Genomic DNA, 22971 nt, shown 5'->3' on the forward strand with positions numbered 1-22971 from the left:
CCATAACTCGATCCTTACACGTAATCGAGTCCCCACTTCACCCGGGGCGGTTCACGTGTATCGAGGATCGGTTGCGCGGCGCCGCCGAGGCAGCGCCGCGCCACAACACCACAACTAGAACCGTCCATAGCCGGCCAAGGCCCAGTGCCACGTCGCGATACAGGTACGAGGCCAACAGAGCGCATCGCGTGCAAAATCGCACCACGCGATCAGAACGGACGGTGGCGCTTAGGGCCGCGCCGCCAACGGCAGCGCGGCCCCGCAAGAGGAAGTCGGCCCAGGCACAACTCTCCTGGCAAGTACACAAGAACGGTCGCGCGCCCGCATGGCGCGGGCGCGCGCGATTCCCCGCCGGACAACGAGCCAAGGAGCACAACGCGGGGTGGAGGGCAGCCCCTCCTGGGCCGATGGTCTGCGGGCGACCCACTCAGAGTGCGCGAATGTCCCGACCTTGTACGCCGGAAAGTTGCGCGGCGCTACTCAGGCAGCCCCGCGCAACGGCTCGCATGAGCGACGGTTGTTCATGACGTCGATTCCAGGGACCGGCCCCAAACTCGCGCGCAAAATCGGACGCGGTTGGCACCGGAGATCATCAACTGGAACGCGACGGCAGTCGGGTTCACATACCGGGTTCTGAGGGCCGTGGTGCGTCGATCCGCGGACGAAATTCCGTACGAACATCGGTGCGCAGGTCATGGAAGGCGTCGAGGTTCGCTCCTGGTGCGAAGGAACGCGATGTGTGGATGCCGACGGTGCCATGGGGCGTCTCGGTCTTGAAGCTGGCCCATTGATCAGATCATGGGCGCAGAACCGTTCCAGCACCGTGAACATCCACCGCAGCTGATCATCGGACAGCGGCCCGGTCGTCCGATCAATCTCCTCCACACGCAGACCCTGTCGCGGGCCTGCCGAGCCCGGTTCGCAGGTCCCGTCCGTCGCCGCCGGCACGAACTGAGGCCACCGATCCCGGCTTCCCCACTGCTCATTCGGCGTTGGGTCGGCATTGCTCGACCAAGTTCCCGACCTTGGCGCGCCGAGTTGTTCACGACGGGTGCTCATGAAGGTCGGCAACGCGCTTCACCAACGCGGTGCAAGACGTCCACGATGCTCGGTTCAGAAAGGCGGTTGGTCGGTGCAGCCGCCATCAGCCCAGTCGATGGGCGGACTAGATTCTGGAAGGAGGCCGTGAGTGCCGTAACCCCAGTCCATGATCGTGTTGCAGGTCATGACGCGTCCGGTGCCATAGTCGGGATGGCCGATGTACGGGCGGACGCTCGTGTCGTGCCGTCACCGCGTGGCGAGTGATACCCGCTCTGGGGAGACATGCTCACGAAGCCGTCGGCCGATCAACGGCATCAGTCGAGGACGGCGCCCATTTCGCGCGCAGGATCGCATCGTGCGACCTGAACCCGTGACGCATGTACGTGTGCGGTACGGGATGTCCGCGGCGCTGTCGAGGCAGCGCCGTGGGACAAAGCCGAAGAACCTAGTCGTAGGTTCACAGACAGAGTGGGTCCGCTCCACACGGTGAGACCGCATCGATCGTGGCGAAACAGTGGCGAGCAGCCGCTTCAGACCATGCAAACGACCCCCACCCAAGGGGCGAGGGCCGTTCCGGTTTCGTGCCGCGCCTAGCCCTTGATCGACTCTGTCAACGCAGACCAGGCGGCAGGCGAGATCGCCAGGTACCCGCGAGCACGCTCCTTGCTGTCGCGCACCCCAACGGAATCGGAAAGCCCCGCAGTCTCCACGCAGTTGCCGCCCTCTGGGCCGGTGTACGTCGACTTGAACCAACGGGGTTCACTGCTACTCACATGCTTGTTCACGTGCTCTCCAGCTTCGAGCGGATCACCTGGATGGTTTCGGCGCCGGACAACGCCTCAGACCGCAACAGGTCAAGCCTGCGCGTGATGTACCGGACCGTGACCGGATCGTAGGACAGCAACCCCTGTCCGTTGGGCTCAACGTACACAACGTCGTCTGCCCCGTAATCGAACTTGAGAAGCGTCGCCGGCCCGCTCAGCATCGAATGCCAGCCCCGTTCCAAAGGGATGATTTGCAGCATCACGTTCGGCAGATCGGCCACGCGCAACAGGTGCTCCAGTTGCCCGGCGAGGACCTTCGGCTCGGTCGGGCTGCGCAACAGGACCGCCTCATCAAGGACGAACAGGAACTGCGGCGCCTCCGGCTTCGTCAACAGCCCCTGTCTACCCATACGAACTGCCAAGTCGTCCTCCACCGTGCGGGTGAGCTTCTGACGAGGTGCCGACTCCAACACCGCCCGCGCGTAGTCCCGGGTCTGCAACAGGCCAGGAACCAATTGCACTTCGTACTCCCAGATCTCCGTGGCCTGCCGCTCCATCTCCTTCAGCTTGTCGAACCACGTCTCATCCGGGGGTTCGACCATTTCGTCGCGAATGGCAACCAGCGCCCCACGCGCGTCAAGAGCATGGTCAGCACCTCGATCGTGTCCCGCGTCGGCATACGCTCCGCCAGCTCGAAGGCGCAGTAGTGTTTGGTGGACACGTGTGCCACTGCGGCCATCTCCGCCTGGGTCTTGCGAGCGAGGTTGCGATACCGGAGCAACTGCTTCCCAAGGAAGCGATGCAGCCAAGTCGTAGGCGTTGCTTGGGTGTTCTGACGACGAGCGACCATGTTCTGTTCCCCCGACGGGACAGGCTGAGGATTTTTGTCCGGCACTCTGTGGCCACATAGCTCCAGTTGCATCCGCCACAGTTCCAGCGTTCCCAAGGTAAGCCAGCGGGTGTTCGCTAGGTAGCAGATTGCACACCCTGAGTAAGGGGGAGTTCCGGCCATGCCGATCAGACGTCGTACCCGCGACATGACGATCCGCGTCTACACCGTCCATCCCGACGGCACCACCACCGAGCTCATTCCGCTCCACGTCGCAGCCCGGTCCGAACTCACCTACCTGAGAGGCGAACTCGCCGACGCCGTCCGCATCGACAACCCGGCCGGACGGACGCTCCGTGCGAACTGACGTCCTCGCCCCGCCCCGCAGCAACAACCCACACCACGCCAGAAGGGATTCCAAAATGGGCACTCGCGGTAAGCCGAACACCAACGAGGAACGCGGCAACGAGAGCGACGGCCAGTCACCAACCATCGGCGGTGGCAACACCGGCACCCGACGCAAGCCCAAGGAAGACGACAAGTGAAAGTCGACAACACGTCGCTGCGGCTGCTGGGGAGGGACCGCACACCGTTCCTCCCCGGCAAGCTGTGGGTGGCCGAACAGGAGATCCTCGTCGATCAGGCCGACGATCCCGACGGGTGGCTCGAAGCCGCCCACTCAGACACGTCCCTGGTCACGCAGTGGGACGACGGTGCCGGCAATCCAGGCGGGCTCCCCACGTGTTCGGCGTCCATGCCCAGCCTCGTCGAGAAGATGCTCGATGCCTGCGACTTGCACCCCGGGCAGCGGATCCTGGAAATCGGCGCAGGCACCGGATTCACCGCCGCCCTGCTCAAGGACCGTGTGGGGCCGTCGGGGCGCGTAGTGAGCATCGAGGTGGACCCAAGCCTTGCTGCCACAGCCAGGAAGCGCCTCAAGGATGCCGGTGTCGACGCCGAAGTCATCGCTGCGGACGGTCTGAAGCCATCCGTGCTCGACGGTCCCTTCGATCGGATCCATGTCACCTGCGCCATCCGCGGCCCGGTACCCGCCGCCTGGATCCGGCTGTGCCCCACCGGAAAGATCATGATGCCGTGGACTCCGACGTTCACCCACGCCGCCGATTACGTCACCACGCTCGACGTACACGACGGCATCGCCATGGGCAGGTTCCGCTATCCCGTGGCGTTCATGAAGGCCCGCTCACAGCGGCGTACGCCCTGGTCCGAGTGGCCGGAAGGGGGTGAAACGCGCGCGTACGAGTCTCGGCTCTCGCCGGGCGAACTCGGGGCCCCGCTCGGGAACGCGGGAGAGTTCGTCGTCGGACTGCTCCTGCCGGGCATGGAGCACTACACGACCGGCGTCCACCCGTCCGACGGGGAACGGGTGTTGTGGCTGCGCCACGGCGACCGGTTCGCGTCACTGGGGTTCGGCGCCGGGATCAGTGTCAACGTGGCAGGCGACGACGGGCTTGTCTCGGACTACATCGCCGCGGTCGAGTGGTGGATGAACCACGGGTGGCCCGACCCGGGGGGCTTCGGCCTGATGGTGCGTGCACGGGACGACTGCTCGCACGCCACCACGGCGGTGTGGCACGCGACACCCGGGGTCCTGGTGTCCGCCAGGTCGCACTGACCTTGGACTTTCGCCCGGCACCTGACTTGTGTTCGGGAACACAAGAATCGACCGATCCAGGCCGTGAAGTTCTGGGCCGATATCGAGGACCTGCCAGGGGACTTCGTCCCGTCGACCCGGTACGCGCTCGACCGCTACCTGGCGGGTGAGCCGACAGAAATGACCGTGGAGGGTTGGGACGGTCCCGCATGAGTGTTCCGGTGCCGTTGAGTGACGCTGAGATCGGGGAGCGGTTGGCGTCGTTGCGGGCCGAAGGGTACGTACCGCTGGGCCACACCCGCCCCTGGGACACCGCGCCCGTCTATCTGATGATGGTCCGCAACCAGCCGAAGCAGGCCTAGTCGCCGTCGCCCGCGGTCGGGATGCGGGCGGCGATGCCGTTGACCAGAACATCCAGGGTGAAGGCGAACTGGGCGTCCGAGGGCGTGGGTTCGAGTTCGCCGAGGCGGCCCAGGTATGGGAGTTCGAGGTCCGCTTCCGGCTGCAGCCAGGGCGGCGGGAACTGCCCCAAGACCGCCGGGTCGAGGTCGGGCGGCGGGCGGTCGTACGGCCCGTCCTGCAACTCCACGAACCCCACGACCGCCCGAATCGTCTCCATGCACGCGCGGTACGCGTCCCCGAGCGGCAGCCCGACCCCCGCAAAGAACCCGATCAGCGCGTCCACGTTCCGCAGCATCGTGGGGTGCCGGGCCATCGTGACGTTCTCGCGCAGCGCCAACGTGGTCATGCCCGGATGGCGCCGGTAGTGCGCGCGGAGGTCGTCGCAGTACGCGCGCAAGCTGCCTCGCCAGGCCTCCGGTGCGGCGTCCAGCTCCGGCGGACACCAGTCGGCCTCGAACAGCTCAACGGCCAGGGTGATCAGGTCGCGCCGATCCTCGACGTAGTTGTAGACCGCGCGGGGTGACACGCCCAGGTCGGCCGCGAGCGAGCGCATCGTCAGTTCGGCCGGCCCGCGGCGGCCCAGGAACTCCAGTGCGGCGCGCCCGACCGACTCGCGCGTGAGCGTGCTGCGGCCCTTGCGGTGGGTCGGCCGCCGCCGGGCCGGGGTGTCGCTGCTCATCGGGGCACGAGGCTAGCAGCGCTTGAACTTCACACATGTTGACTTTAGGCCGCGGCATCGCCACAGTTGCGCGGGTAAGGCTTGCCTCACCTCGTCAGGAGCCGCCCATGCCTCGGGGCCGTTTCGCCATGGACCTCTCCCCGCTGCGCGACAGCCGCGACTTCCGGCTGCTGTTCGCCGGGTTCCTCGGCGCGTTGATCGGCACGCTCATGACCAGCGTCGCCGTGGCATGGCAGGTGTACGACCTCACCGGATCCGCCGCACAGGTCGGCCTCGTCAGCCTCGCCCGCGCGCTCCCCCTGGTGGTCGGCGTCCTGGTCGGCGGCGTTCTCGCCGACCGCTTCGACCGGCGGCTGCTGATGCTCGCCACCCGCCTCCCGCTGACCCTCGTCGCGGTCGCGCTGATGGTCAACGCGCTGCTGCCCGAGCCGCACCTGTGGCCCATCTACGTGGCCACCGGCCTGACCGGCTTGTTCGCGGGTCTCGGCGGACCCGCCATGCTGGCGGCCATCCCCTCCCTCGCCGGCACCGAACGCCTCGCCGCCGCCGGCGCCCTGACCGCCTCCTCCGCCCAGTTCGCGGCCCTGCTCGGCCCGGCCCTCGGCGGCGTTCTGGTCGCGGGCCCGGGCCTGGCCGCCTGCTTCGCGATCGACGCGGCCGGCTTCCTGGTGTTCTCGCTGGCCCTGCTGTTCGTCCGCCCACTGCCGCCCACCGCCCCCGAGACCGCCAAAGGCGTCCGGCAGGCCTTCGCCGCCGTGGCGGTCGGCATGCGCTACGTACGGGGCCACCGCCTCATCGTCGGCCTGCTGCTCATCGACGCCGCCGCGATGGTCTTCACCATGCCGCAGGCGCTCTACCCGGTGCTCGCCGACCAGCAGTTCGACGGCGGCCCCGGCGTGGTCGGCCTGCTGTACGCCGCACCCGCGCTCGGCGCCCTCGTCGGCGCGGCAACCAGCGGCTGGACGGGCCGCGCCGGCGGCCACGCCCTCATCGGCGCGGTCCTCCTGTGGGGCCTGTCGCTGACCGGCTTCGGCCTGACCTCTCTGCTGCCACTCGCGCTGGTCCTGCTGGCCCTCGCCGGGCTGGGCGACCTGATCTCCGAAACCCTGCGCTCGGCACTCCTCCAGCACGGCACACCCGACGAACTCCGCGGACGCGTCAGCAGCCTGTGGATGGTCCAGGCGTCGGTCTCGCCCGCCCTGGGCAACGCCGGACTCGGCTTCCTCGCCGAACTGACCAGTGCGCGCACCGCGGTGGTCACCGGCGGGCTGGTCTGCGTGGTGTCCACGCTCGCGGTCGCCGCCGCGTTCCCGGCGCTGCGCCGCGCGAGCCTGGCGGCGCCGGACGACCGGCTGCCCGGGCCTCGCCGCACCGACGACCAGGGCGTACCGGCTCGGCAGGCAGAGCGGAGCGGTCCGCCGCCGCGCTGAGGAGATCCGTACGTCAGCACCGAAGTCCGGCCGAAACTGCGTGGACTGCGCCCCGAACGGTGCCGGACAATAGGAGGCATGCCGACAGATCTCGATATCCGCGGCTCGGTTGTGCCCGCGGCCGAGCTGTCCTGGCGTTTCTCCCGGTCGTCCGGGCCCGGCGGGCAATCGGTCAACACGACGGACAGCCGTGCCGAGGTGTCGTTCGACCTGGCCGCGACGTCCGCGCTGCCCGAGCCGTTGAAGGCGCGGGCCCTGCGGAACCTCGCCGACCGGCTGGTCGACGGCGTGCTCACGGTGGCCGCCTCGGAGCAGCGGTCGCAGTTGATGAACCGGCAGGCGGCGCGGCGCCGGCTCGCCGAGCTGCTGGTCGAGGCCACCGCCCCGCCCCCGCCGCCGCGTCGGCCGACACGCCCGAGTCGCGGCTCGAAGGAACGCCGTCTTGCGGGCAAGGCGCATCGCAGCGAGGTCAAACGGCTGCGCCGCACGCCGGGCGGCGACTAGGCCGTGTCCGAGGGACGACCCGGCAGGCTCGCGTACGCCGACCGCCCCTCTTCGTAACGTCGGCCGCACCCGTCCACCACGGTCCGCGGCTCCACCAAATGGGCGGCCTGGCTGCGGTCTGACTGCGTGTTAAATGTCGCATTAGTCCAATTTTCTGGCGACAATCAGGCATGGCCAGCACCTCGGGTTCCTCGGACACGCCTGACACGCCTGACACGCCTGACGCACCGAAAGCGCCCGACTCCCCCACCGCGCCGAGTGCATCGAACGCGCCGGAGGCACCGCGCTCCCCTGATGCGCCCGGCACCCCGGACCCGGCAGCCGGCGAGCGGGAAGCCGCGGCAGGCACACCCAAGGCGCCCTCGGCCGAGAAGCCACTCTCCGACGACGAGCGCGCCGAACTGGACCGACTGCGGAAGCGTACGTCCGGACGCGTGAAGCGCCGCGTCCGCACCGCCGGGTCGGTGGTCGTGCTCACGCTCGCGTGCCTGCTGGCACTGCTCTCCGTGGTCGCCGTCTGGGCCGACGACGTCATCGAGGACACCGACACCTACGTCGCGACGGTCGCCCCGCTCGCCCACGACCCGGCCGTCCAGAACGCCGTCACCAACCGCATCACCACCGCACTGAGCAGCCGCATCGACATGGACCAGGTCACCGACGCGCTCGCGGACACGCTGTCGGACAACGGCCTCCCCTCGGGCATCGCCGACCAGTTGCGCCGCCTGTCCGGGCCGCTGGAGAGCGGCGTGGAGAGTTTCGTACGCGACCAGGTCGAGGCCGTCGTGCAGAGCGACGCCTTCGCGGACCTGTGGACCACCGCGAACCGCGACGCGCACGCCGCGATGGTCAAGGCCCTCACCGGCCAGGGCAACGACGCGATCAACATCGACGGCGGCACCGTGACGCTGCAGCTCGGACCGATCATCGCGCAGGCCCAACAGCGCCTGGTGGACCGCGGGTTCAGCCTCGCCGAGGCCATCCCCGAGGTGGACAAGTCGATCGTGCTCGTGCAGTCCGACCAACTCGACGAGGTCCGGACGTACGTCCGCATCCTGCACGCAGTCGGCTGGTGGCTCCCCCTCATCGCCCTCGCCGTCGCAGCGCTCGGCCTGTGGATCGCCCCGAACAGCCGCCGCGCGTTCATCGGCCTCGGGTTCGGCGTGCTCGCCGCGATGCTGCTGCTCGTGCTGGCCCTGCTGATCGGCCGCCGCATCTACCTGGACCGGCTGCCCTCCAACGTCGAACAGGACGCCGCGAAGGCGGTGTTCGACGCGCTGGTCAAGTTCCTCCGCCACTCGGCCTGGACCTTGGCGGTCATCGGCGCCGTCACCGCCCTCACCGCGTTCCTGTTCGGTCCGTCCCGCCCCGCCCGGACGATCCGCCGCGGTCTCACCGCAGGCCTCGGCGCCGCCGGACGCACCGCCTCCGACGCGGGGGTACGCACCGGCGCGGCCGGGTCGTGGATCGCCGGCCACCGCCACCCGCTCTACCTCGGCGTCATCGCCCTCGGCGGCCTGTGGCTCTTCCTGTGGAACGACCCGACGGTGGGATCGGTCCTGCTGGTCGCGGTGCTGGTCGCGCTCGTGCTGGCCGTCCTGGAGACCGTCTCCGCCGCATCCGCCGCAGAGACCGCGGCGACGACAGCGACAGCAAAGGACGACGAGGACAAGGCTCCGCGCCCCGACGGCGGCGGCGCGACCACCTGGGAAGCCGAGGACACCAAGTCGCGTACGCCCGGCGGCCGCACACCCTGACGCCCTGACGCTCTGACGCCCTGACGCCGTGACGCCGTGACGCCGTGCAGGCTCCCGCCCAAGCTCCGCCCAAACTCCGCCCGAATCCCGCCCAAATCCCGTCTGCTTCTCGCCCGGATCCCCCCTGAAGCCCGCCCGGTCCCCGCCGAACTCCCGCGGGCGAGCCCGGCTGCACGCCCGTCCGCACTCCCGCACATCCGCCTGCCCACCCGTCACGATGTGTTCACACCTGGACACGGCACGGCGTCGGCCATCAATATGCAGATACGGGCAAACCTGACCGGCAAAACATCATGTCCGATGTCATTCCGGATCACAGGCGGAAAACCATGGATGCTTCATCACGGGGCGCTCCACACTGGCCATCCAAGCCACTCCGCACATTTGAGGATCCAGGGATGCGCCATCCCTCAGTGGACGCGTGCCGCCCCCCGGCGTTGACTTCCCGTCAGCCCGCCGCCCGGCCGCGCACCATCCCCCGCCCCCTTCCGTCCGCACCCCAGGGGAACCGCCACAGGCATCGCACCTCGTACGCCACACACACTCCCGGCAGCCTCGCCGCACCGCTCGCCCCCACCCCGCGGCGCCCTCGGCCACCCGGTCCGAACCACGTCAGAGAGCACGACCACTGCCGACCACGGGGCCGCACATGACTGTGCCAGGACGGCCCGGCTCGCGCCGGGCCGCACATCGTGAGAGCGCCGAGGCGCGCGTACGCCGGTCCCTGGAGACCGCCGTGGGCGGCGGCCCCGCGGATCTCGGCCCCACACCCGCGGACCCCGGCTCCGGGTACGGCTCCGGACACTCCCCCGGCCCCGTGCTGGTCCGCTGGACACTGCCGCCGGTGGTCGCCGCGGTACCCGAGGTACGGCACCGCCTGCGCGATGTCTTACGGGGTTGGCGTATTCACCACGACCTCGAGGACACCCTCTTACTCGTCGCGACCGAACTCGTGTCCAACGCCGTCCGACACGCTGCGGTTTTGACCGAGCGGGTACGTGTCACGCTGGCCCTCACCCAGGGCCGGATCAGACTCGACGTCACCGACGACCACCCGTTTCGGCCCCGCGCGCTCATGGACACCGACGAGGAGTCCGAGGACGGCCGCGGCCTGCTGATCGTGAAACTCACCGTCGCCGAGGCGCACGGCGTCATCGACGTCCTGCCGTCCGCCGGGGGCAAGACGATCCGGGTACGCGTCCCCCTGCTCAGAGCAACCCGCTGAACCCCGTGCCGCCGGTCAGGCGGCGGGCACCACGCGCAACGGTACGCTTTCCAGCGTCCGCGAGACATGGCCGAGCCGCCGCCGCGGTTCGCCCGCGAGTTCGATGCGCTCGACCTTCCCCACCAACGCCACCAGCAGCGCTTTCGCCTCCAACCGAGCGAGCGCCTGCCCCGCGCAGCTGTGCGTGCCCGAGCCGAATGCCAGGTGGTCCACGGGATTGCGCCCCACGTCGAAGCGGTCCGGGTCCGCCCACTTGCGCCCGTCGCGGTTCGCCGAGCCGAACAAGAGCATCGCCCGCGCGCCCTCCGGCACCTTGGCACCGTCGACCTCGGTGTCCCGGGTCACCGTGCGGAAGAACGCCTGAACCGGCGCGTCGTACCGGAGCACCTCCTCGAACGCCCCCGGGATCAGCGCCGGGTTCGCGCGCAACGCGGCCCACTGGTCCGGGTGTTCGGCGAGCAGGAGCAGCAGCTGCGCGAGCGCGTCCGAGGTCGTGCCCATCCCGGACACCAGGAACGTCATGACCACCGACAGCGCCTCGACGTCGTTGACCTCGCCGCGGTCCGCCGCCTCGTAGACCTTGGCGCCCATGCCGTCCGGGTCCAGGTTCTCGCGCGTCACCACCTCGCCGACGTAGCGCACGAGTTCGTCGAGCAGCGGCAGCGACGCGTCGGCGCGCTCGCCGGCCGGGCCGAAGTTGTCGAAGACCGCGGCCGACCACTGCGGCAGCCGCTCGCGGCCCTGCACCGGCAGCCCGACCAGGTCCCCGAGGATCTCCACCGGAAAGGTGCGCCCCCAGTCGGCGACCGCGTCGAAGGACCCGCGCTCCACCAGGTCCTTGACCAGGTCCTCGGCCCGTACCCGGATCATGTCGCCGAGGCGCGGCAGGTGGCGCGGGCCCAACTGGGCGCCCATCAGCCGCCGGTAGCGGTCGTGGTCGGGCGGGTCGACGCTGCTGGGCAGCCCGGCCTCGACCGGGTCGTCCTGCACGCGCAGGCCGATGCCGCCGCGCGACGAGAAGGTGGCGGAGTCGCGCAGCGCCTCGCGCACATCCGCGTACCGGCCGATCGCCCACACGTCGTGGAGCGGTACGTGCACCGCGGCCCCCGCGTCGCGTACGCGCGACCACGCCGGATAGGGGTCCGCCAGCACCTCGTCCGCGAACGGGTCGAACCCGGGGTCGAGCGCGGGACCCGGGGTCGCCGGGACGGGCTGCGCACTCACACGTACCTTCTTCCTCGGCCCTGCACCGGCCGTCGACGCGCCGGCCGGCCCGCGGGACGGCGGGGCCGGAAACGCTGGGAGCAAGGTAGTGCCATTCGCCGGGCACCAGAAGACCCATACCGGACGTAATGCCCGGTTGGGCCAAGGGAGTCCGCAGGCACGGGTGCGGGCGCGGGCGTGGTGGTCCGCGTGTCGGACCGCCGACCCCGCGAGGTCAGCGGAAGGCGTCCAATCCCGTCAGCGCCTTGCCGATCACGAGCGTGTGCATCTCGGACGTGCCCTCGTAGGTCAGCACCGACTCCAGGTTCGTGACATGCCGCATGACCGGGTACTCCAGCGAAATGCCGTTGGCCCCAAGGATCGTGCGCGCGGTCCGGCAGATCTCGATCGCCTCGCGCACATTGTTGAGCTTGCCGAAGCTGACCTGTTCGGGCCGCAGCGTGCCGGCGTCCTTGCGGCGGCCCAGGTGCAGCGCGAGCAGCAGTCCCTTGTGCAGTTCGAGGGCCATGTCGGCGAACTTGGCCTGGGTGAGCTGGAATCCGGCGATCGGCCTGCCGAACTGCTCGCGGCCGCCCGCGTACCCGAGGGCGGTCTCCAGGCAGGTCCGGGCCGCCCCGATCGAGCCCCACACGATCCCGTAGCGCGCCTCGCCCAGACAGGTCAGCGGCCCGCGCATGCCGACGACGCCCGGCAGCACCGCCGCTTCGGGCAACCGCACGTCGTCGAGCACCAGTTCGCTGGTGACCGAGGCGCGCAACGACATCTTGTGGCGGATCTCCGGCGCCGAGAACCCCGGGGTGTCGGTCGGCACGACGAACCCGCGTACGCCCTCGTCCGTCTGCGCCCACACCACGGCGACCGCGGCGACCGAGCCGTTGGTGATCCACATCTTCCGGCCGTTCAGGACCCAGTCGCCGCCGTCGCGCTTGGCCCGGGTGCGCATCGACGCCGGATCGGACCCGATGTCCGGCTCGGTGAGTCCGAAGCAGCCGATCGCCTCGCCCGCGGCCATGCGCGGCAGCCACTCGTCCTTCTGCTCCTCGGAGCCGAACCGGTGGATCGCGAACATCGCGAGGGAGCCCTGCACCGACACGAGCGACCGCAGTCCCGAGTCGCAGGCCTCGAACTCCAGGCAGGCCAGCCCATACTGGACGGCCGACGCACCCGCGCAGCCGTAGCCCTCCAGGTGCATGCCGAAGGCCCCGATGCGGCCCAGTTCGACGGCCAGCTCGCGGACGACCGGCAGCTCGCCGCTCTCGAACCACTCGGCGACATGCGGCGTCACGCGCTCGGCGCAGAACCGCCGCACGGTGTCGCGTACGGCCAACTCCTCGGCGTCGAACAAGTCGTCGATGCCCAGTGGGTCCCGCGGATCGAACGGCGCACGCGCCATGACTGCCTCCCGGTCGATGGACGAAGGCGCGACGCGGCCGCGCTTCCTGCGCCTCCCTTGCTACCACTCGGTAAGCGCGTGTGTCTGCCCGCCGGGCCGCCCACGAATCCCCTGGCCCCGAGGGGGTGCCCGCGCGGCGGCCTATCGGACCGCGCCCGCCTCCGGGACCGGGTCGTGGCCGCCCGGGTGGCTGCGGTTGCAGCGGGAGAGCCGGCGCAGCGTCATCCGGCCGCCGCGCCAGGCGCCGTGGCGCTGCAAGGAGGTCGCGGCGTACGTCGAGCAACTCGGCGTGTAGCGGCACACCGGCGCCGCCCGGCGCGGACTGACGTTGCGGCGGTACCAGCGCACCGCACGGAACATCGTGCGCGCGGCCCGGCCGTTCGGCAGCACGCTGTCGACCGTCGACAGCGGCTTCGCGGGCGTGTCCGGGCGTACCGGGCGCTTCCCGACCAGGGCGCGCAGGACCGACCACAGCGCGACGAACGGCAGCGTGAGCACCATCACGATCAGGCAGCCGTCGCATCCGCAGCCGTCGCCCCCGCCTCCGCTGCCACCACCGCGACCGCCTCCGCCACCACCGCGTCCGCCGCCGCCGCCCGGCATGCAGCCGCAACCGTCCTTGCCCCCGCCGCCACCGCCCTGGCCGCTGCCGCCGCTACCGGTGTTGGGCACCGGGTCACCCGAAGGCCCGTTGTCGTACGGCCGGTCGCCCCCGGCACCGTCGCGGCCCCCGCCACGACCGCCCCCGCTGCCGCCGCCACCGCCGGACATCTCACTGAACGCGTCGACGATCTCGCTGTCACCGTCGTCGTTGCACGGGTTCTGGCACGGATTCCGCAACGGCTCGCGGCAGTCCCGCCGGTGCTGCACCGGCTGCTGACCGCCCGGACCGAACGGGTTGCCCCCATGGGGTCCCCCGCCGTACGGGTTGTTCGGATTCGCGTGAGACACGCCTTGCCTCCCCGAGTGTGGTTCTCCGTGCAGATCGCGACCGGGCAGGTCCCATCCAACCCGGTAACCCACCAGAGTTCGCAAGTGGCCGTTCCGGTTCCCGCAGGCGGCCGGGCAGGCACGGCACCGCCGCGGACACGGCAGAGCGGCGGCGGACACGTCCGTCCGCCGCCGCTCACCCCCGTGTTCCGCTACGCCGGGCCGCCCGCCTCGCCGCCTACTTCTTCGGCGACGGGTTGCGGCGCATCTCCTTGTGGATCACCTTCCACTGCCGCGCCCGCTCCGCCCGCAGGCGGTAGTCGGTACGCGAGGCGATCCAGTCCGCCTCGCGCCGCAGCTTCTGGTAGCTCTCCAGGCGGCGGTGCGGCAGCGCCCCGGTCTCCACGGCCTCCAGAACCGCGCACCCGGGCTCGGCGACGTGGCCGCAGTCCGCGAAGCGGCACTCCTCGGCGAACGCCTCCACATCGGAGAACGCCATGTCGAGGCCGTCGTTGACGTCGAACAGGCCGATACCGCGCAGCCCGGGGGTGTCGACGAGAACGCCCCCGCCCGGCAACGGGATCAGCTCGCGCCACGTCGTGGTGTGCCGGCCCTTGCCGTCCTGGCGTACCTCGCCGGTCGCCAGTCCGGCGCCGGTGAGGGCGTTGGCGAGAGTGGACTTGCCCGCGCCCGAGGTGCCGATGAGCGCGAGCGTCTGCCCCGCCGCGATGGCACCGAGGACCTCGACGCCCTCGCCGGTGACGGCGCTGACCACGATCACGTCCGCGCCGGGCGCGGCCGCCTCGACGTCCGCCCGGACGTCGTCCGCGTCGTCGACCGTGTCGGCCTTGGTGAGGACCACGACCGGCCGGGCGCCGGAGTCCCACGCGACCGTCAGGAGGCGTTCGATGCGGCCCAGGTCGGGTTCGATGTCGAGCGGGACGACGATGAGCACGGCGTCGACGTTCACCGCCAGCACCTGGCCCTCGGAACGCCCCGACGCCGACGACCTGGTCAACGCGGTACGCCGGTCGAGCAGCGCCTCGATGACCGGCTCGTCGTTCGGGGTGCCGACGACGGCGACGGCCGCCCAGTCGCCTGTGCACGGCAGCGGCCCGGAACCGTGGGCGGCCCGCAGCGTGCCGTGGCCGGTGACGATGTCGCACGTCGAGCGGTCGACGCGCGAGACGCGCCCGGCCACCAGACCGCGGTCGGTGTACGGCGCGAACTCGGCCGCACGGTCGGCGTCCAGCCCGAGCGCGGCGAGGACGCCCGGCGTCTCCGGGGAGCCGGAGAACGGGTGGGAGGACTGGTCGGAGAATCGGTCGGAGAACTGGTCGAACTGCGAGAACTGGGAGAGCCCGGAAGGCTCGGAGAACTCGGAAGACAAGAGAGAAGGACCCTTCGATGCGGGTCCCTGATGAAGCCGACGCGGCTGGTTGGCAGCGCTAGGCGGCGGCCGGGACCCGGAGGAATGAGACGGATGCGGGAGGGCCGTCGACACCGACAGCCGTCATCCAGGTGACGTGTGCCATCACGGTCTCCACCTCCTCTTCGTCTCGTCCTCGACAGGTCCAGGGCCCGTGGGCCTCACCGAGTATACGACAGCCGCCCCCCACGAGGCAGTCCCGTTGCGCCGATGGCCGACCGGCCTCGCAGTTGTCCTCGGCTCGCAGTTGCCCTCTGCTCACCGGGGGTCGTTGCGGAAGTGCTCGTCCGGCGGACCCGATGTGGGCCGTACCGGCGGCCACAGCTGCTCGTCCAGCGAAAGCCCCGGCGGAGTCTGCCCGGTCGGCATCTGCACCGGGGGCGAACCGGCGTCCAGCCGGCGTGTCCCGTTGCGGCCCTCGGGCCGGTTGCCGCGCGGGGGCGCGTAGTTGGCCCAGCGCTCCGGGAACTCCGCGGGCGGCTCGCCGTCGTCCGCGCCCGGATCGGGGGCGATCAGGTCCACGGTGTCGTCGTTGGCGGACGGGTCCCAGTCCTCCGGCAGACCGCGGTGCCGACCGGCCCGGCGTACGGTCGCCATCGCGCTGGCGATCTCCGCCGCCGCGCGCTCCTTCTCCGCCTCGGCACGCGCCTGCGCGGTCTCGTGGCTCGGCCAGACCTGGTCGATCGCGGCGTTCATGGCGGCGCCGATGAGGATCGCCATCGCCGCGAAGTACATCCACACCAGGACCGCGACGGGTGCGGCGAGCGAGCCGTAGACGCTGGGTCCGTCGACCGTGGTCGCCAGGTACACGCGCAGCAGGAAGCTGCCGAGGATGCACAGCAGCAGGGCGACGAGCGCACCCGGGATGTCCTCGCGCCACGGGGTCCGGACCGGGACGGACACGTGGTAGAGCGTGGTGAGGAAGCAGACCGACAGGATGACGAGCACCGGCCAGTACAGGATGTGGACCGTGCCCGCGAAGTGCGGGAACGCCTTGACCACCAGCTCCGGCCCGGCCAGCAGCAGCGGGATCAGGAACATGCCGAGCACCAGGCCGACGACGTACAGGCTGAAGGACAGCAGGCGGGTCTTGACGATGCCGCGCTTGCCGGACAGGCCGTACATGATCGTGATCGTGTCGACGTACACGTTGAGCGCGCGCGAGCCGGACCACAGGGCGATGACGAAGCCGACCGAGATGATGTCCGCGCGGCCCGACGAGAAGACGTCGTTGACGAGCGGGACGACGACTTGGTCGACGCTCTTCTGCGACAGCACGCTGCCGCTGCCGTCGATGATGTCCTCTTTGAGGCCGTCGATGGTGTCCTGGCCGATGGCGCCCTGCAGGTAGCCGATGGTCCCGGCGAGGCCGAGCAGCAGCGGGGGCAGCGACAGCAGCATGAAGAAGCCGGCCTCCGCGGCCAGGCCGGTGACCCGGTTCTCGTAACACGAGATGAACGTCTCGCGGACTATCCGCCAGAGTGCGCTCCGCAACCGGATGCGGCCGGGACCGCGGACCGGCGACCGTTCTTTCTTGTCCGCTGCCACGGTTCTAAAGTATCGGGAATGGGCCGTCCTACCCACGTGGTCGCCAACCAGCCGCCCCCGCTGACCGGATATGACGTCTTCGGTTCGGATCGGGTACTGGTCGAGGCCGTACGCAGGCATGCACCGTCCGCCGATGTGGAACGCCTGCACGATTTGGGCGTTCTCGCAGGATCAGAGACCGCGCAGGAGTGGGGCCGGCAGGCCAACACGGTCACTCCCGTGCTGCACACCCACGACCGCTACGGGAACCGGGTCGACGAGGTGGAGTTCCACCCGGCCTGGCACTCGCTGATGCGCACCGCCGTCGGTTTCGGGCTGGCCGGCACCGCGTGGTCCGACCCCGGACCGGAGGCCCACGTGTGGCGGGCCGCCGGCTTCATGACGTGGAGCCAGGCGGAGGGCGGCCACGGCTGCCCGGTGTCGATGACGTACGCCGCCGTCCCGGCGCTGCGCACCGACCCCGCGCTGGCCGCCGAATGGGAGCCGCGCCTCACCTCGACCGTGTACGGGGACCAGCTCCTGCTGCCGCCCGGCACCAAGCCGGGCTGCCTGGCCGGCATGGGCATGACCGAGAAGCAGGGCGGGACCGACGTCCGGGCCAACACCACCGAGGCGGTGCCGCTGGCCGCCGAGGGCGAGTACGAGCTGACCGGGCACAAGTGGTTCTGCTCGGCGCCGATGTGCGACGTGTTCCTGGTGCTCGCGCAGGCTCCCGGCGGGCTGACGTGCTTCCTGGTGCCGCGCGTCCTGCCGGACGGCACCCGCAACGTGTTCCTGCTCCAGCGGCTCAAGGACAAGCTCGGCAACCGCTCGAACGCCTCGTCCGAGGTGGAGTTCGAGCGCACCTGGGCGCGGCGGCTGGGCGACGAGGGCCGCGGCGTGCGCACGATCATCGACATGGTCGCGGCGACGCGGCTGGACTGCACGATCGGCTCGGCGGCGCTGATGCGGCGCGCGGTCGCGGAGGCGACGCACCACGCCGCGTACCGGCACGTGGGCGGCCGGGCGCTGATCGACCAGCCGCTGATGACGAACGTGCTGGCCGACCTGGCGGTGGAGTCCGAGGCGACGACGCTGATGGCGATGCGGCTCGCGGCGGCGTACCGCGCGGAGGACGCGCAGCAGCAGGCGCTGTTCCGCATCGCGGTCGCGGTGTCCAAGTACTGGACGACCAAGCGCGGCATCGCGGTGGCGGCCGAGGCCATGGAGTGCCTGGGCGGCAACGGCTATGTCGAGGAAAGCGGCATGCCGCGCATATATAAGGAAGCGCCCGTCAACGCGATCTGGGAGGGCTCCGGGAACGTCCAGGCGCTGGACGTGCTGCGGGCACTGCGCCGGGCGCCCGAGTGCCTGGACGCCTTCCTGCGCGAGGTGGGCGAGGCGCGCGGCGCGGACCACCGGTTCGACGCGGCGGTCAAGGACTCCCTGGTCGAGCTGTCGGACCTGGACGACATGGAGGTGCGGGCGCGGCGGCTGATCGAGCGCATGGCGCTGTTGTTCTCGGGGTCGTTGGTGCTGCGCTGGTCGCCGCCCGAGGTGGCCGACGCGTTCTGTGCGGGGCGGTTGGGCGGTGAGGGCGGTCTGATGTTCGGGACGCTGCCGCGCGGTGTCGAGGTGCGCCAGATCGTGGACCGGGCCCGGCCGCACCCGGTCGGCGGCTGACCCGGAAGGCCGGCCGGTTCCCGCGCGGCGTCAGCGTGCCGGGACGATGACGCCGGTCAGACGGCTGATCACGCGGGCCGCGGTGAGCAGGTCCGCGGCGGGCAGGTCGGCGACGGTGGCTTCCCAGTGCTTGCGGAAGCCGGTGTCGAGTTCGTCGAGGGCGCGCAGTCCGGCGGGGGTGAGGCGGGCGACGGTCCCGCCCCGCCCGCGCCCGGGGCGCACGCCCTCGACCAGGCCCTCGCGCCCGAGGGCCTCCAGGAGTCCGCTGACGTGGGCGAGCGGCATGCCGACCACGCTCGCCAGGGTCGCGGGGTCCAGGTCCAGTTCGTCGGCCAGCGTGACGAGGATGCGGTGCCGCTGCACCTGCGGCGAGTCAGATCCGGCGGTACGCGCGAGGCGGTCGGCGCGGACCGCGGACAGGAAGCCGTTCAGGGCGTACCGCAGGGTCTCGACCGAGGTCTCGCGGTGGTCGCGCTCGTCGCCGCGCGCACTGTCATCGCGGTCGTCATGTCGACATTCAGGCCGGTCGAGCAGGTCTCCGGACACGTCAATCAGCTCCTTAGCGCCTCCGGTACCGTAACCAAACACTCCGCATTGGCAACTCCGGGCACCTGTCAATCGTGGCAAATCACCCATCGTCCCAAATAATGAGACTCACTGTCCATATTTTGGGATGAGCGCTCGAATCGCGGACGAAGATGGACGACATGACGACTCCATGCCAACCTTTCCGCATGTCTCGCGCCGGAATCGCCCTCGTTGGTCGACTGCATGTCGACCTCGGACGCATGTCCAGCGCGTTCTGTATGCCGGTCTGACGACCACCGCCCGCTCCACTCACTGCCGGGCGCGGTCGTACCGGCAGCCTGCGTCCATGCGCCGAAACGGTGCGGAGCGGGACCGCCGCGTGCGGCGCGCGTCCACCTGACACCCCGTCAAAGGACGCTGATGGCCACCTCCTCCTCGGCCGCCGGACCCCGCAAGACCTCCCGCCATCGCGGCGAGGGCCAGTGGGCGCTCGGCCACCGCGAGCCGCTCAACGCAAATGAGCAGTTCAAGAAGGACGACGACGGTCTGAACGTCCGCGCCCGGATCGAGAACGTCTACGCGCACCGCGGCTTCGACTCCATCGACGGCAGCGACCTGCGCGGCCGCATGCGCTGGTGGGGCCTGTACACGCAGCGCAAGCCCGGGATCGACGGCGGCAAGACCGGTGTGCTGGAGCCGCACGAGCTCGACGACGAGTACTTCATGCTGCGCGTGCGCATCGACGGCGGGCGCCTCAGCCTCGCCCAACTGCGCGCGGTCGCCGAGGTCTCCGAGCGCTACGCCCGGGGCACCGCCGACATCACCGACCGGCAGAACGTCCAGTACCACTGGATCCGCATCGAGGACGTCCCGGCGATCTGGAACATCCTCGAAGGCGTCGGCCTGTCGACCACCGAGGCGTGCGGCGACACCCCGCGCGTCGTCCTCGGCTCCCCGGTCGCCGGCATCTCCGAGGAGGAGATCATCGACGGCACGTGGGCCGTCGACGAGATCAACCGCCGCTACATCGGCAAGCCCGAGTACTCCAACCTGCCGCGCAAGTTCAAGTCGGCGATCTCCGGCTCGCCGCTGCTGGACGTGGCGCACGAGATCAACGACATCTCGTTCGTGGGCGTCGAACACCCCGAGCACGGCCCGGGCTTCGACCTGTGGGTCGGCGGCGGGCTCTCGACGAACCCCAAGCTCGCGGTACGCCTCGGCACCTGGGTGCCGCTGGAGGAGGTCCCGGACGTCTGGGAAGGCGTCATCGGCATCTTCCGCGACTACGGCTACCGCCGCCTGCGCAACCGCGCGCGTCTGAAGTTCCTGGTCGCCGACTGGGGGCCGGAGAAGTTCCGCCAGGTCCTCGAGGACGAGTACCTCGAGCGCAAGCTGGTCGACGGCCCCGCGCCCGCCCAGCCCAGCGGCGTGTGGCGCGACCACGTCGGTGTGCACCGCCAGACCGACGGCAACTTCTACGTCGGCTTCGCCCCGCGCGTCGGCCGCGTCGACGGCGCCACGCTCGGCAAGATCGCCGACCTGGCCGAGGCGCACGGCTCGGACCGGGTACGCACCACCGTCGAGCAGAAGATGCTCGTCCTCGACGTCGCCGAGGACAAGGTCGCCTCGCTCGTCGACGGCCTGGAGGCCCTCGGCCTGCGCGTCAAGCCCAGCCCGTTCCGGCGCGGCACGATGGCCTGCACCGGCATCGAGTTCTGCAAGCTCGCGATCGTCGAGACCAAGGGCCGCGGCCAGACCCTCATCGAGGAACTGGAGCAGCGCCTCCCGGAGTTCGACCAGCCGCTCACCATCAACATCAACGGTTGCCCCAACGCCTGCGCGCGCATCCAGGTCGCCGACATCGGCCTCAAGGGCCAGTTGGTCCTGGACGACGACGGCAACCAGGTCGAGGGCTACCAGGTCCACCTTGGCGGCAGCCTCGGATTCGACCCCGGCTTCGGGCGCAAGGTCCGCGGCCTCAAGGTGACCGCGGCCGGACTGCCCGACTACGTCGAGCGCGTCGTCCGCAGGTTCGAGGAACAGCGCACGGACGGCGAGCGTTTCGCCCAGTGGGCCGCGCGCGCCACGGAGGCGGATCTCTCGTGACGGAACGCGCGGCGCCCTTCTACTGCCCGTACTGCGGCGACGAGGATCTGCGGCCCCACGAAGAGGGCCACGGAGCCTGGCTCTGCGGGGCGTGCCGCCGCGCGTTCACCCTGAAGTACCTCGGCCTGGTCTTCCAGGAGGCCCCGGCCTCCGCGGCCGCACCCGCCGATGGCACCGCCGCCGGCCCGATACCGAATTCAGCGAAGGAGGGGCAGTGACCGCGACCCACACGGACGAGGCGTTGGAGCAGCTCGCCCTGACCGCCGCACGCGAACTCGAGGACGCCACCGCCGAGGAGATCCTCGCCTGGGCCTCGGAGACCTTCGGTCCCCGCTGGTGCGTCACCTCGTCCATGGAGGACGCGGTCCTCGCCCACCTCGCCTCGCGCGTGCAGCCGGGCATCGACGTCGTCTTCCTGGACACCGGCTACCACTTCGTCGAGACGATCGGCACACGCGACGCGGTCGCCGCCGTCTACCCCGTCAACGTCATCACCCTGACGCCGCGCCAGACCGTCGCGGAGCAGGACGCCGAGTACGGTCCCAAGCTGCACGACCGCGACCCCGACCGGTGCTGCGCACTGCGCAAGGTCGCACCGCTGCAGACCAGCCTGGACGGTTACGACGCGTGGGCGACCGGCCTGCGCCGCGACGACTCCCCGGAGCGCGCGGACACGCCGGTAGTCGGCTGGGACGCCAAGAAGCGCAAGGTCAAGATCTCCCCGATCGCGCGCTGGAACCAGGACCAGGTCGACGCGTACATCCTCGAACACGGCGTCCTCACCAACCCGTTGCTGATGGACGGGTACGCCTCGATCGGCTGCGAGCCCTGCACGCGCCGCGTGGCACCCGGCGAGGACCCACGGGCGGGCCGCTGGGCCGGCCGCGCCAAGACCGAGTGCGGGATCCACTGATGCGCGGCCCCCGCACCGACCACCCGACGACCTGCCCTAACCCCTGCTCCACCCCCTGGAGGCGGAAGTGACAACCGCGGTCGAACTCTCCGCGCCCGGCGCGCTCAGCCACCTCGACGCCCTCGAAGCCGAGGCCGTGCACATCTTCCGCGAGGTCGCGGGCGAGTTCGAGCGGCCGGTGATCCTCTTCTCCGGCGGCAAGGACTCGATCGTCATGCTGCACCTGGCCCGCAAGGCGTTCTGGCCGGCGCAGATCCCGTTCGCGCTGCTGCACGTCGACACGGGCCACAACTTCCCCGAGGTCATCGAGTACCGCGACCGCACGGTGGCCGAGCACGGGCTGCGCCTGTACGTGGGCCACGTCCAGGAGTTCATCGACAACGGCCGCCTCAGCGAGCGCCCCGACGGGACGCGCAACCCGCTGCAGACGGTGCCGCTGCTCGACGCGATCGAGAAGAACCGCTTCGACGCCGTCTTCGGCGGCGGACGCCGCGACGAGGAGAAGGCGCGCGCCAAGGAGCGGGTGTTCTCGCTGCGCGACGAGTTCGGCCAGTGGGACCCGCGCCGCCAGCGCCCCGAGCTGTGGAACCTCTACAACGGCCGGCACCGCGTCGGCGAGCACGTCCGCGTCTTCCCGCTGTCCAACTGGACCGAGCTGGACGTGTGGCAGTACATCGAGCGCGAGGAGATCCCGCTCCCGGAGATCTACTTCTCCCACGAGCGCGACGTGTTCCTGCGCAACGGCATGTGGCTCGCCCCGGGCGAGTGGGGCGGCCCGAAGGACGGCGAGACGGTCGAGCGCCGCGTCGTGCGCTACCGCACCGTCGGCGACATGAGCTGTACCGGAGCCGTGGACTCCCCGGCCGCCACGGTGGCCGAGGTGATCGCCGAGATCGCGGTGAGCCGACTGACCGAACGGGGTGCCACGCGCGCGGACGACAAGCTGTCCGAGGCCGCGATGGAAGACCGCAAGCGCGAGGGATATTTCTAAG

At 70.5% G+C, this 22971-nt stretch carries 24 protein-coding genes; 15 read left to right on the top strand and 9 right to left on the bottom strand.

Translation table 11 applies throughout. The annotated features are described in order from the left end of the window. Positions 1-1631 precede the first annotated feature (1631 nt). The gene (locus AB0C36_RS27025; RefSeq protein ID WP_358358644.1) at positions 1632-1826 is read right to left on the bottom strand and encodes a DUF397 domain-containing protein; all 195 of its coding nucleotides are present in this window, start codon (positions 1824-1826) and stop codon (positions 1632-1634) included. Continuing rightward, entirely contained in the window at positions 1823-2407 is a 585-nt protein-coding gene (locus AB0C36_RS27030; RefSeq protein ID WP_358358646.1) for a DUF5753 domain-containing protein, read from the bottom strand. Before AB0C36_RS27030 ends, AB0C36_RS27025 begins: the two co-directional genes overlap by 4 nt. A gap of 408 nt (positions 2408-2815) precedes the next feature. On the opposite strand from AB0C36_RS27030, the gene AB0C36_RS27035 reads away from it, so the two are divergent. From AB0C36_RS27035 to AB0C36_RS27055, 5 genes are all read left to right on the top strand, one after another. Continuing rightward, positions 2816-3001, top strand: a complete 186-nt coding sequence (locus AB0C36_RS27035; RefSeq protein ID WP_358358649.1) for a hypothetical protein — start codon at positions 2816-2818, stop codon at positions 2999-3001. 55 nt (positions 3002-3056) lie between these two features. Next, positions 3057-3179 (top strand): hypothetical protein, encoded by a 123-nt coding sequence (locus AB0C36_RS27040; protein ID WP_358358651.1) that lies wholly within the window; start codon positions 3057-3059, stop codon positions 3177-3179. Then, positions 3176-4270, top strand: coding sequence for a methyltransferase domain-containing protein (locus AB0C36_RS27045; protein WP_358358654.1), 1095 nt, complete (start codon positions 3176-3178; stop codon positions 4268-4270). The genes AB0C36_RS27040 and AB0C36_RS27045 overlap by 4 nt, the downstream gene beginning before the upstream one ends. 63 nt (positions 4271-4333) lie before the next feature. Continuing rightward, positions 4334-4462, top strand: coding sequence for an NUDIX hydrolase (locus tag AB0C36_RS27050; RefSeq protein WP_358358657.1), 129 nt, complete (start codon positions 4334-4336; stop codon positions 4460-4462). A 14-nt stretch (positions 4463-4476) separates the two neighbouring features. Then, a complete protein-coding gene (locus AB0C36_RS27055; RefSeq protein WP_358358660.1) occupies positions 4477-4611 on the top strand; it encodes a hypothetical protein in 135 nt (44 codons plus the stop codon). On the opposite strand, the gene AB0C36_RS27060 is transcribed toward AB0C36_RS27055, so the two are convergent. Continuing rightward, positions 4608-5330: a TetR/AcrR family transcriptional regulator gene (locus AB0C36_RS27060; RefSeq protein ID WP_358358663.1), complete on the bottom strand. Its 723-nt coding sequence runs from the start codon at positions 5328-5330 to the stop codon at positions 4608-4610. The two genes, AB0C36_RS27055 and AB0C36_RS27060, sit on opposite strands and share 4 nt — an antisense overlap. Positions 5331-5437: 107 nt before the next feature. On the opposite strand from AB0C36_RS27060, the gene AB0C36_RS27065 reads away from it, so the two are divergent. The 4 genes from AB0C36_RS27065 (at position 5438) to AB0C36_RS27080 (ending at position 10246) form a co-directional block, all read left to right on the top strand. Continuing rightward, positions 5438-6760: an MFS transporter gene (locus tag AB0C36_RS27065; RefSeq protein WP_358358666.1), complete on the top strand. Its 1323-nt coding sequence runs from the start codon at positions 5438-5440 to the stop codon at positions 6758-6760. 78 nt (positions 6761-6838) lie between these two features. Then, positions 6839-7264, top strand: a complete 426-nt coding sequence (gene arfB / locus AB0C36_RS27070; RefSeq protein ID WP_358358669.1) for an alternative ribosome rescue aminoacyl-tRNA hydrolase ArfB — start codon at positions 6839-6841, stop codon at positions 7262-7264. Positions 7265-7434: 170 nt separating this feature from the next. After that, positions 7435-9021, top strand: coding sequence for a hypothetical protein (locus tag AB0C36_RS27075; protein WP_358358671.1), 1587 nt, complete (start codon positions 7435-7437; stop codon positions 9019-9021). A gap of 649 nt (positions 9022-9670) precedes the next feature. Next, complete coding sequence (locus tag AB0C36_RS27080; RefSeq protein ID WP_358358673.1) at positions 9671-10246, top strand: ATP-binding protein; 576 nt, start codon at positions 9671-9673, stop codon at positions 10244-10246. A gap of 15 nt (positions 10247-10261) precedes the next feature. Here the strand turns inward: AB0C36_RS27080 and AB0C36_RS27085 are convergent, their stop codons facing one another. From AB0C36_RS27085 to AB0C36_RS27105, 5 genes are all read right to left on the bottom strand, one after another. Then, positions 10262-11470 (bottom strand): cytochrome P450, encoded by a 1209-nt coding sequence (locus tag AB0C36_RS27085; protein ID WP_358358674.1) that lies wholly within the window; start codon positions 11468-11470, stop codon positions 10262-10264. Between the two features lie 214 nt (positions 11471-11684). Continuing rightward, on the bottom strand, positions 11685-12863 hold the full coding sequence (locus AB0C36_RS27090) for an acyl-CoA dehydrogenase family protein (protein WP_358358676.1): 1179 nt from the start codon (positions 12861-12863) through the stop codon (positions 11685-11687). A 141-nt stretch (positions 12864-13004) separates the two neighbouring features. Continuing rightward, the gene (gene yidD, locus AB0C36_RS27095) at positions 13005-13814 is read right to left on the bottom strand and encodes a membrane protein insertion efficiency factor YidD (protein ID WP_358358678.1); all 810 of its coding nucleotides are present in this window, start codon (positions 13812-13814) and stop codon (positions 13005-13007) included. Positions 13815-14031: 217 nt separating this feature from the next. Continuing rightward, positions 14032-15183: a ribosome small subunit-dependent GTPase A gene (rsgA, locus tag AB0C36_RS27100; protein ID WP_358358680.1), complete on the bottom strand. Its 1152-nt coding sequence runs from the start codon at positions 15181-15183 to the stop codon at positions 14032-14034. Positions 15184-15480: 297 nt separating this feature from the next. Beyond that, positions 15481-16770, bottom strand: a complete 1290-nt coding sequence (locus tag AB0C36_RS27105; protein ID WP_358358682.1) for a YihY/virulence factor BrkB family protein — start codon at positions 16768-16770, stop codon at positions 15481-15483. Between the two features lie 18 nt (positions 16771-16788). On the opposite strand from AB0C36_RS27105, the gene AB0C36_RS27110 reads away from it, so the two are divergent. Further along, positions 16789-18432 (top strand): acyl-CoA dehydrogenase family protein, encoded by a 1644-nt coding sequence (locus tag AB0C36_RS27110; RefSeq protein WP_358358685.1) that lies wholly within the window; start codon positions 16789-16791, stop codon positions 18430-18432. Positions 18433-18462: 30 nt separating this feature from the next. Here AB0C36_RS27110 and AB0C36_RS27115 read toward each other — a convergent pair whose 3' ends face one another. Beyond that, positions 18463-18978, bottom strand: coding sequence for a winged helix DNA-binding protein (locus tag AB0C36_RS27115; RefSeq protein WP_358358687.1), 516 nt, complete (start codon positions 18976-18978; stop codon positions 18463-18465). A gap of 188 nt (positions 18979-19166) precedes the next feature. Here AB0C36_RS27115 and AB0C36_RS27120 point away from each other — a divergent pair, with 188 nt between their 5' ends. The 5 genes from AB0C36_RS27120 (at position 19167) to cysD (ending at position 22970) form a co-directional block, all read left to right on the top strand. After that, positions 19167-19250, top strand: coding sequence for a putative leader peptide (locus AB0C36_RS27120; RefSeq protein ID WP_358358745.1), 84 nt, complete (start codon positions 19167-19169; stop codon positions 19248-19250). A gap of 130 nt (positions 19251-19380) precedes the next feature. After that, on the top strand, positions 19381-21066 hold the full coding sequence (locus AB0C36_RS27125) for a nitrite/sulfite reductase (RefSeq protein WP_358358690.1): 1686 nt from the start codon (positions 19381-19383) through the stop codon (positions 21064-21066). Further along, positions 21063-21284: a hypothetical protein gene (locus AB0C36_RS27130; RefSeq protein ID WP_358358692.1), complete on the top strand. Its 222-nt coding sequence runs from the start codon at positions 21063-21065 to the stop codon at positions 21282-21284. Before AB0C36_RS27125 ends, AB0C36_RS27130 begins: the two co-directional genes overlap by 4 nt. Next, positions 21281-21979 (top strand): phosphoadenylyl-sulfate reductase, encoded by a 699-nt coding sequence (locus AB0C36_RS27135; RefSeq protein ID WP_358358695.1) that lies wholly within the window; start codon positions 21281-21283, stop codon positions 21977-21979. The genes AB0C36_RS27130 and AB0C36_RS27135 overlap by 4 nt, the downstream gene beginning before the upstream one ends. Positions 21980-22046: 67 nt before the next feature. Then, positions 22047-22970, top strand: a complete 924-nt coding sequence (gene cysD / locus AB0C36_RS27140) for a sulfate adenylyltransferase subunit CysD (protein WP_358358698.1) — start codon at positions 22047-22049, stop codon at positions 22968-22970. Position 22971 lies beyond the last annotated feature (1 nt).

The organism is Streptodolium elevatio (genome assembly GCF_040649515.1).
Classification (GTDB): domain Bacteria; phylum Actinomycetota; class Actinomycetes; order Streptomycetales; family Streptomycetaceae; genus Yinghuangia; species Yinghuangia elevatio.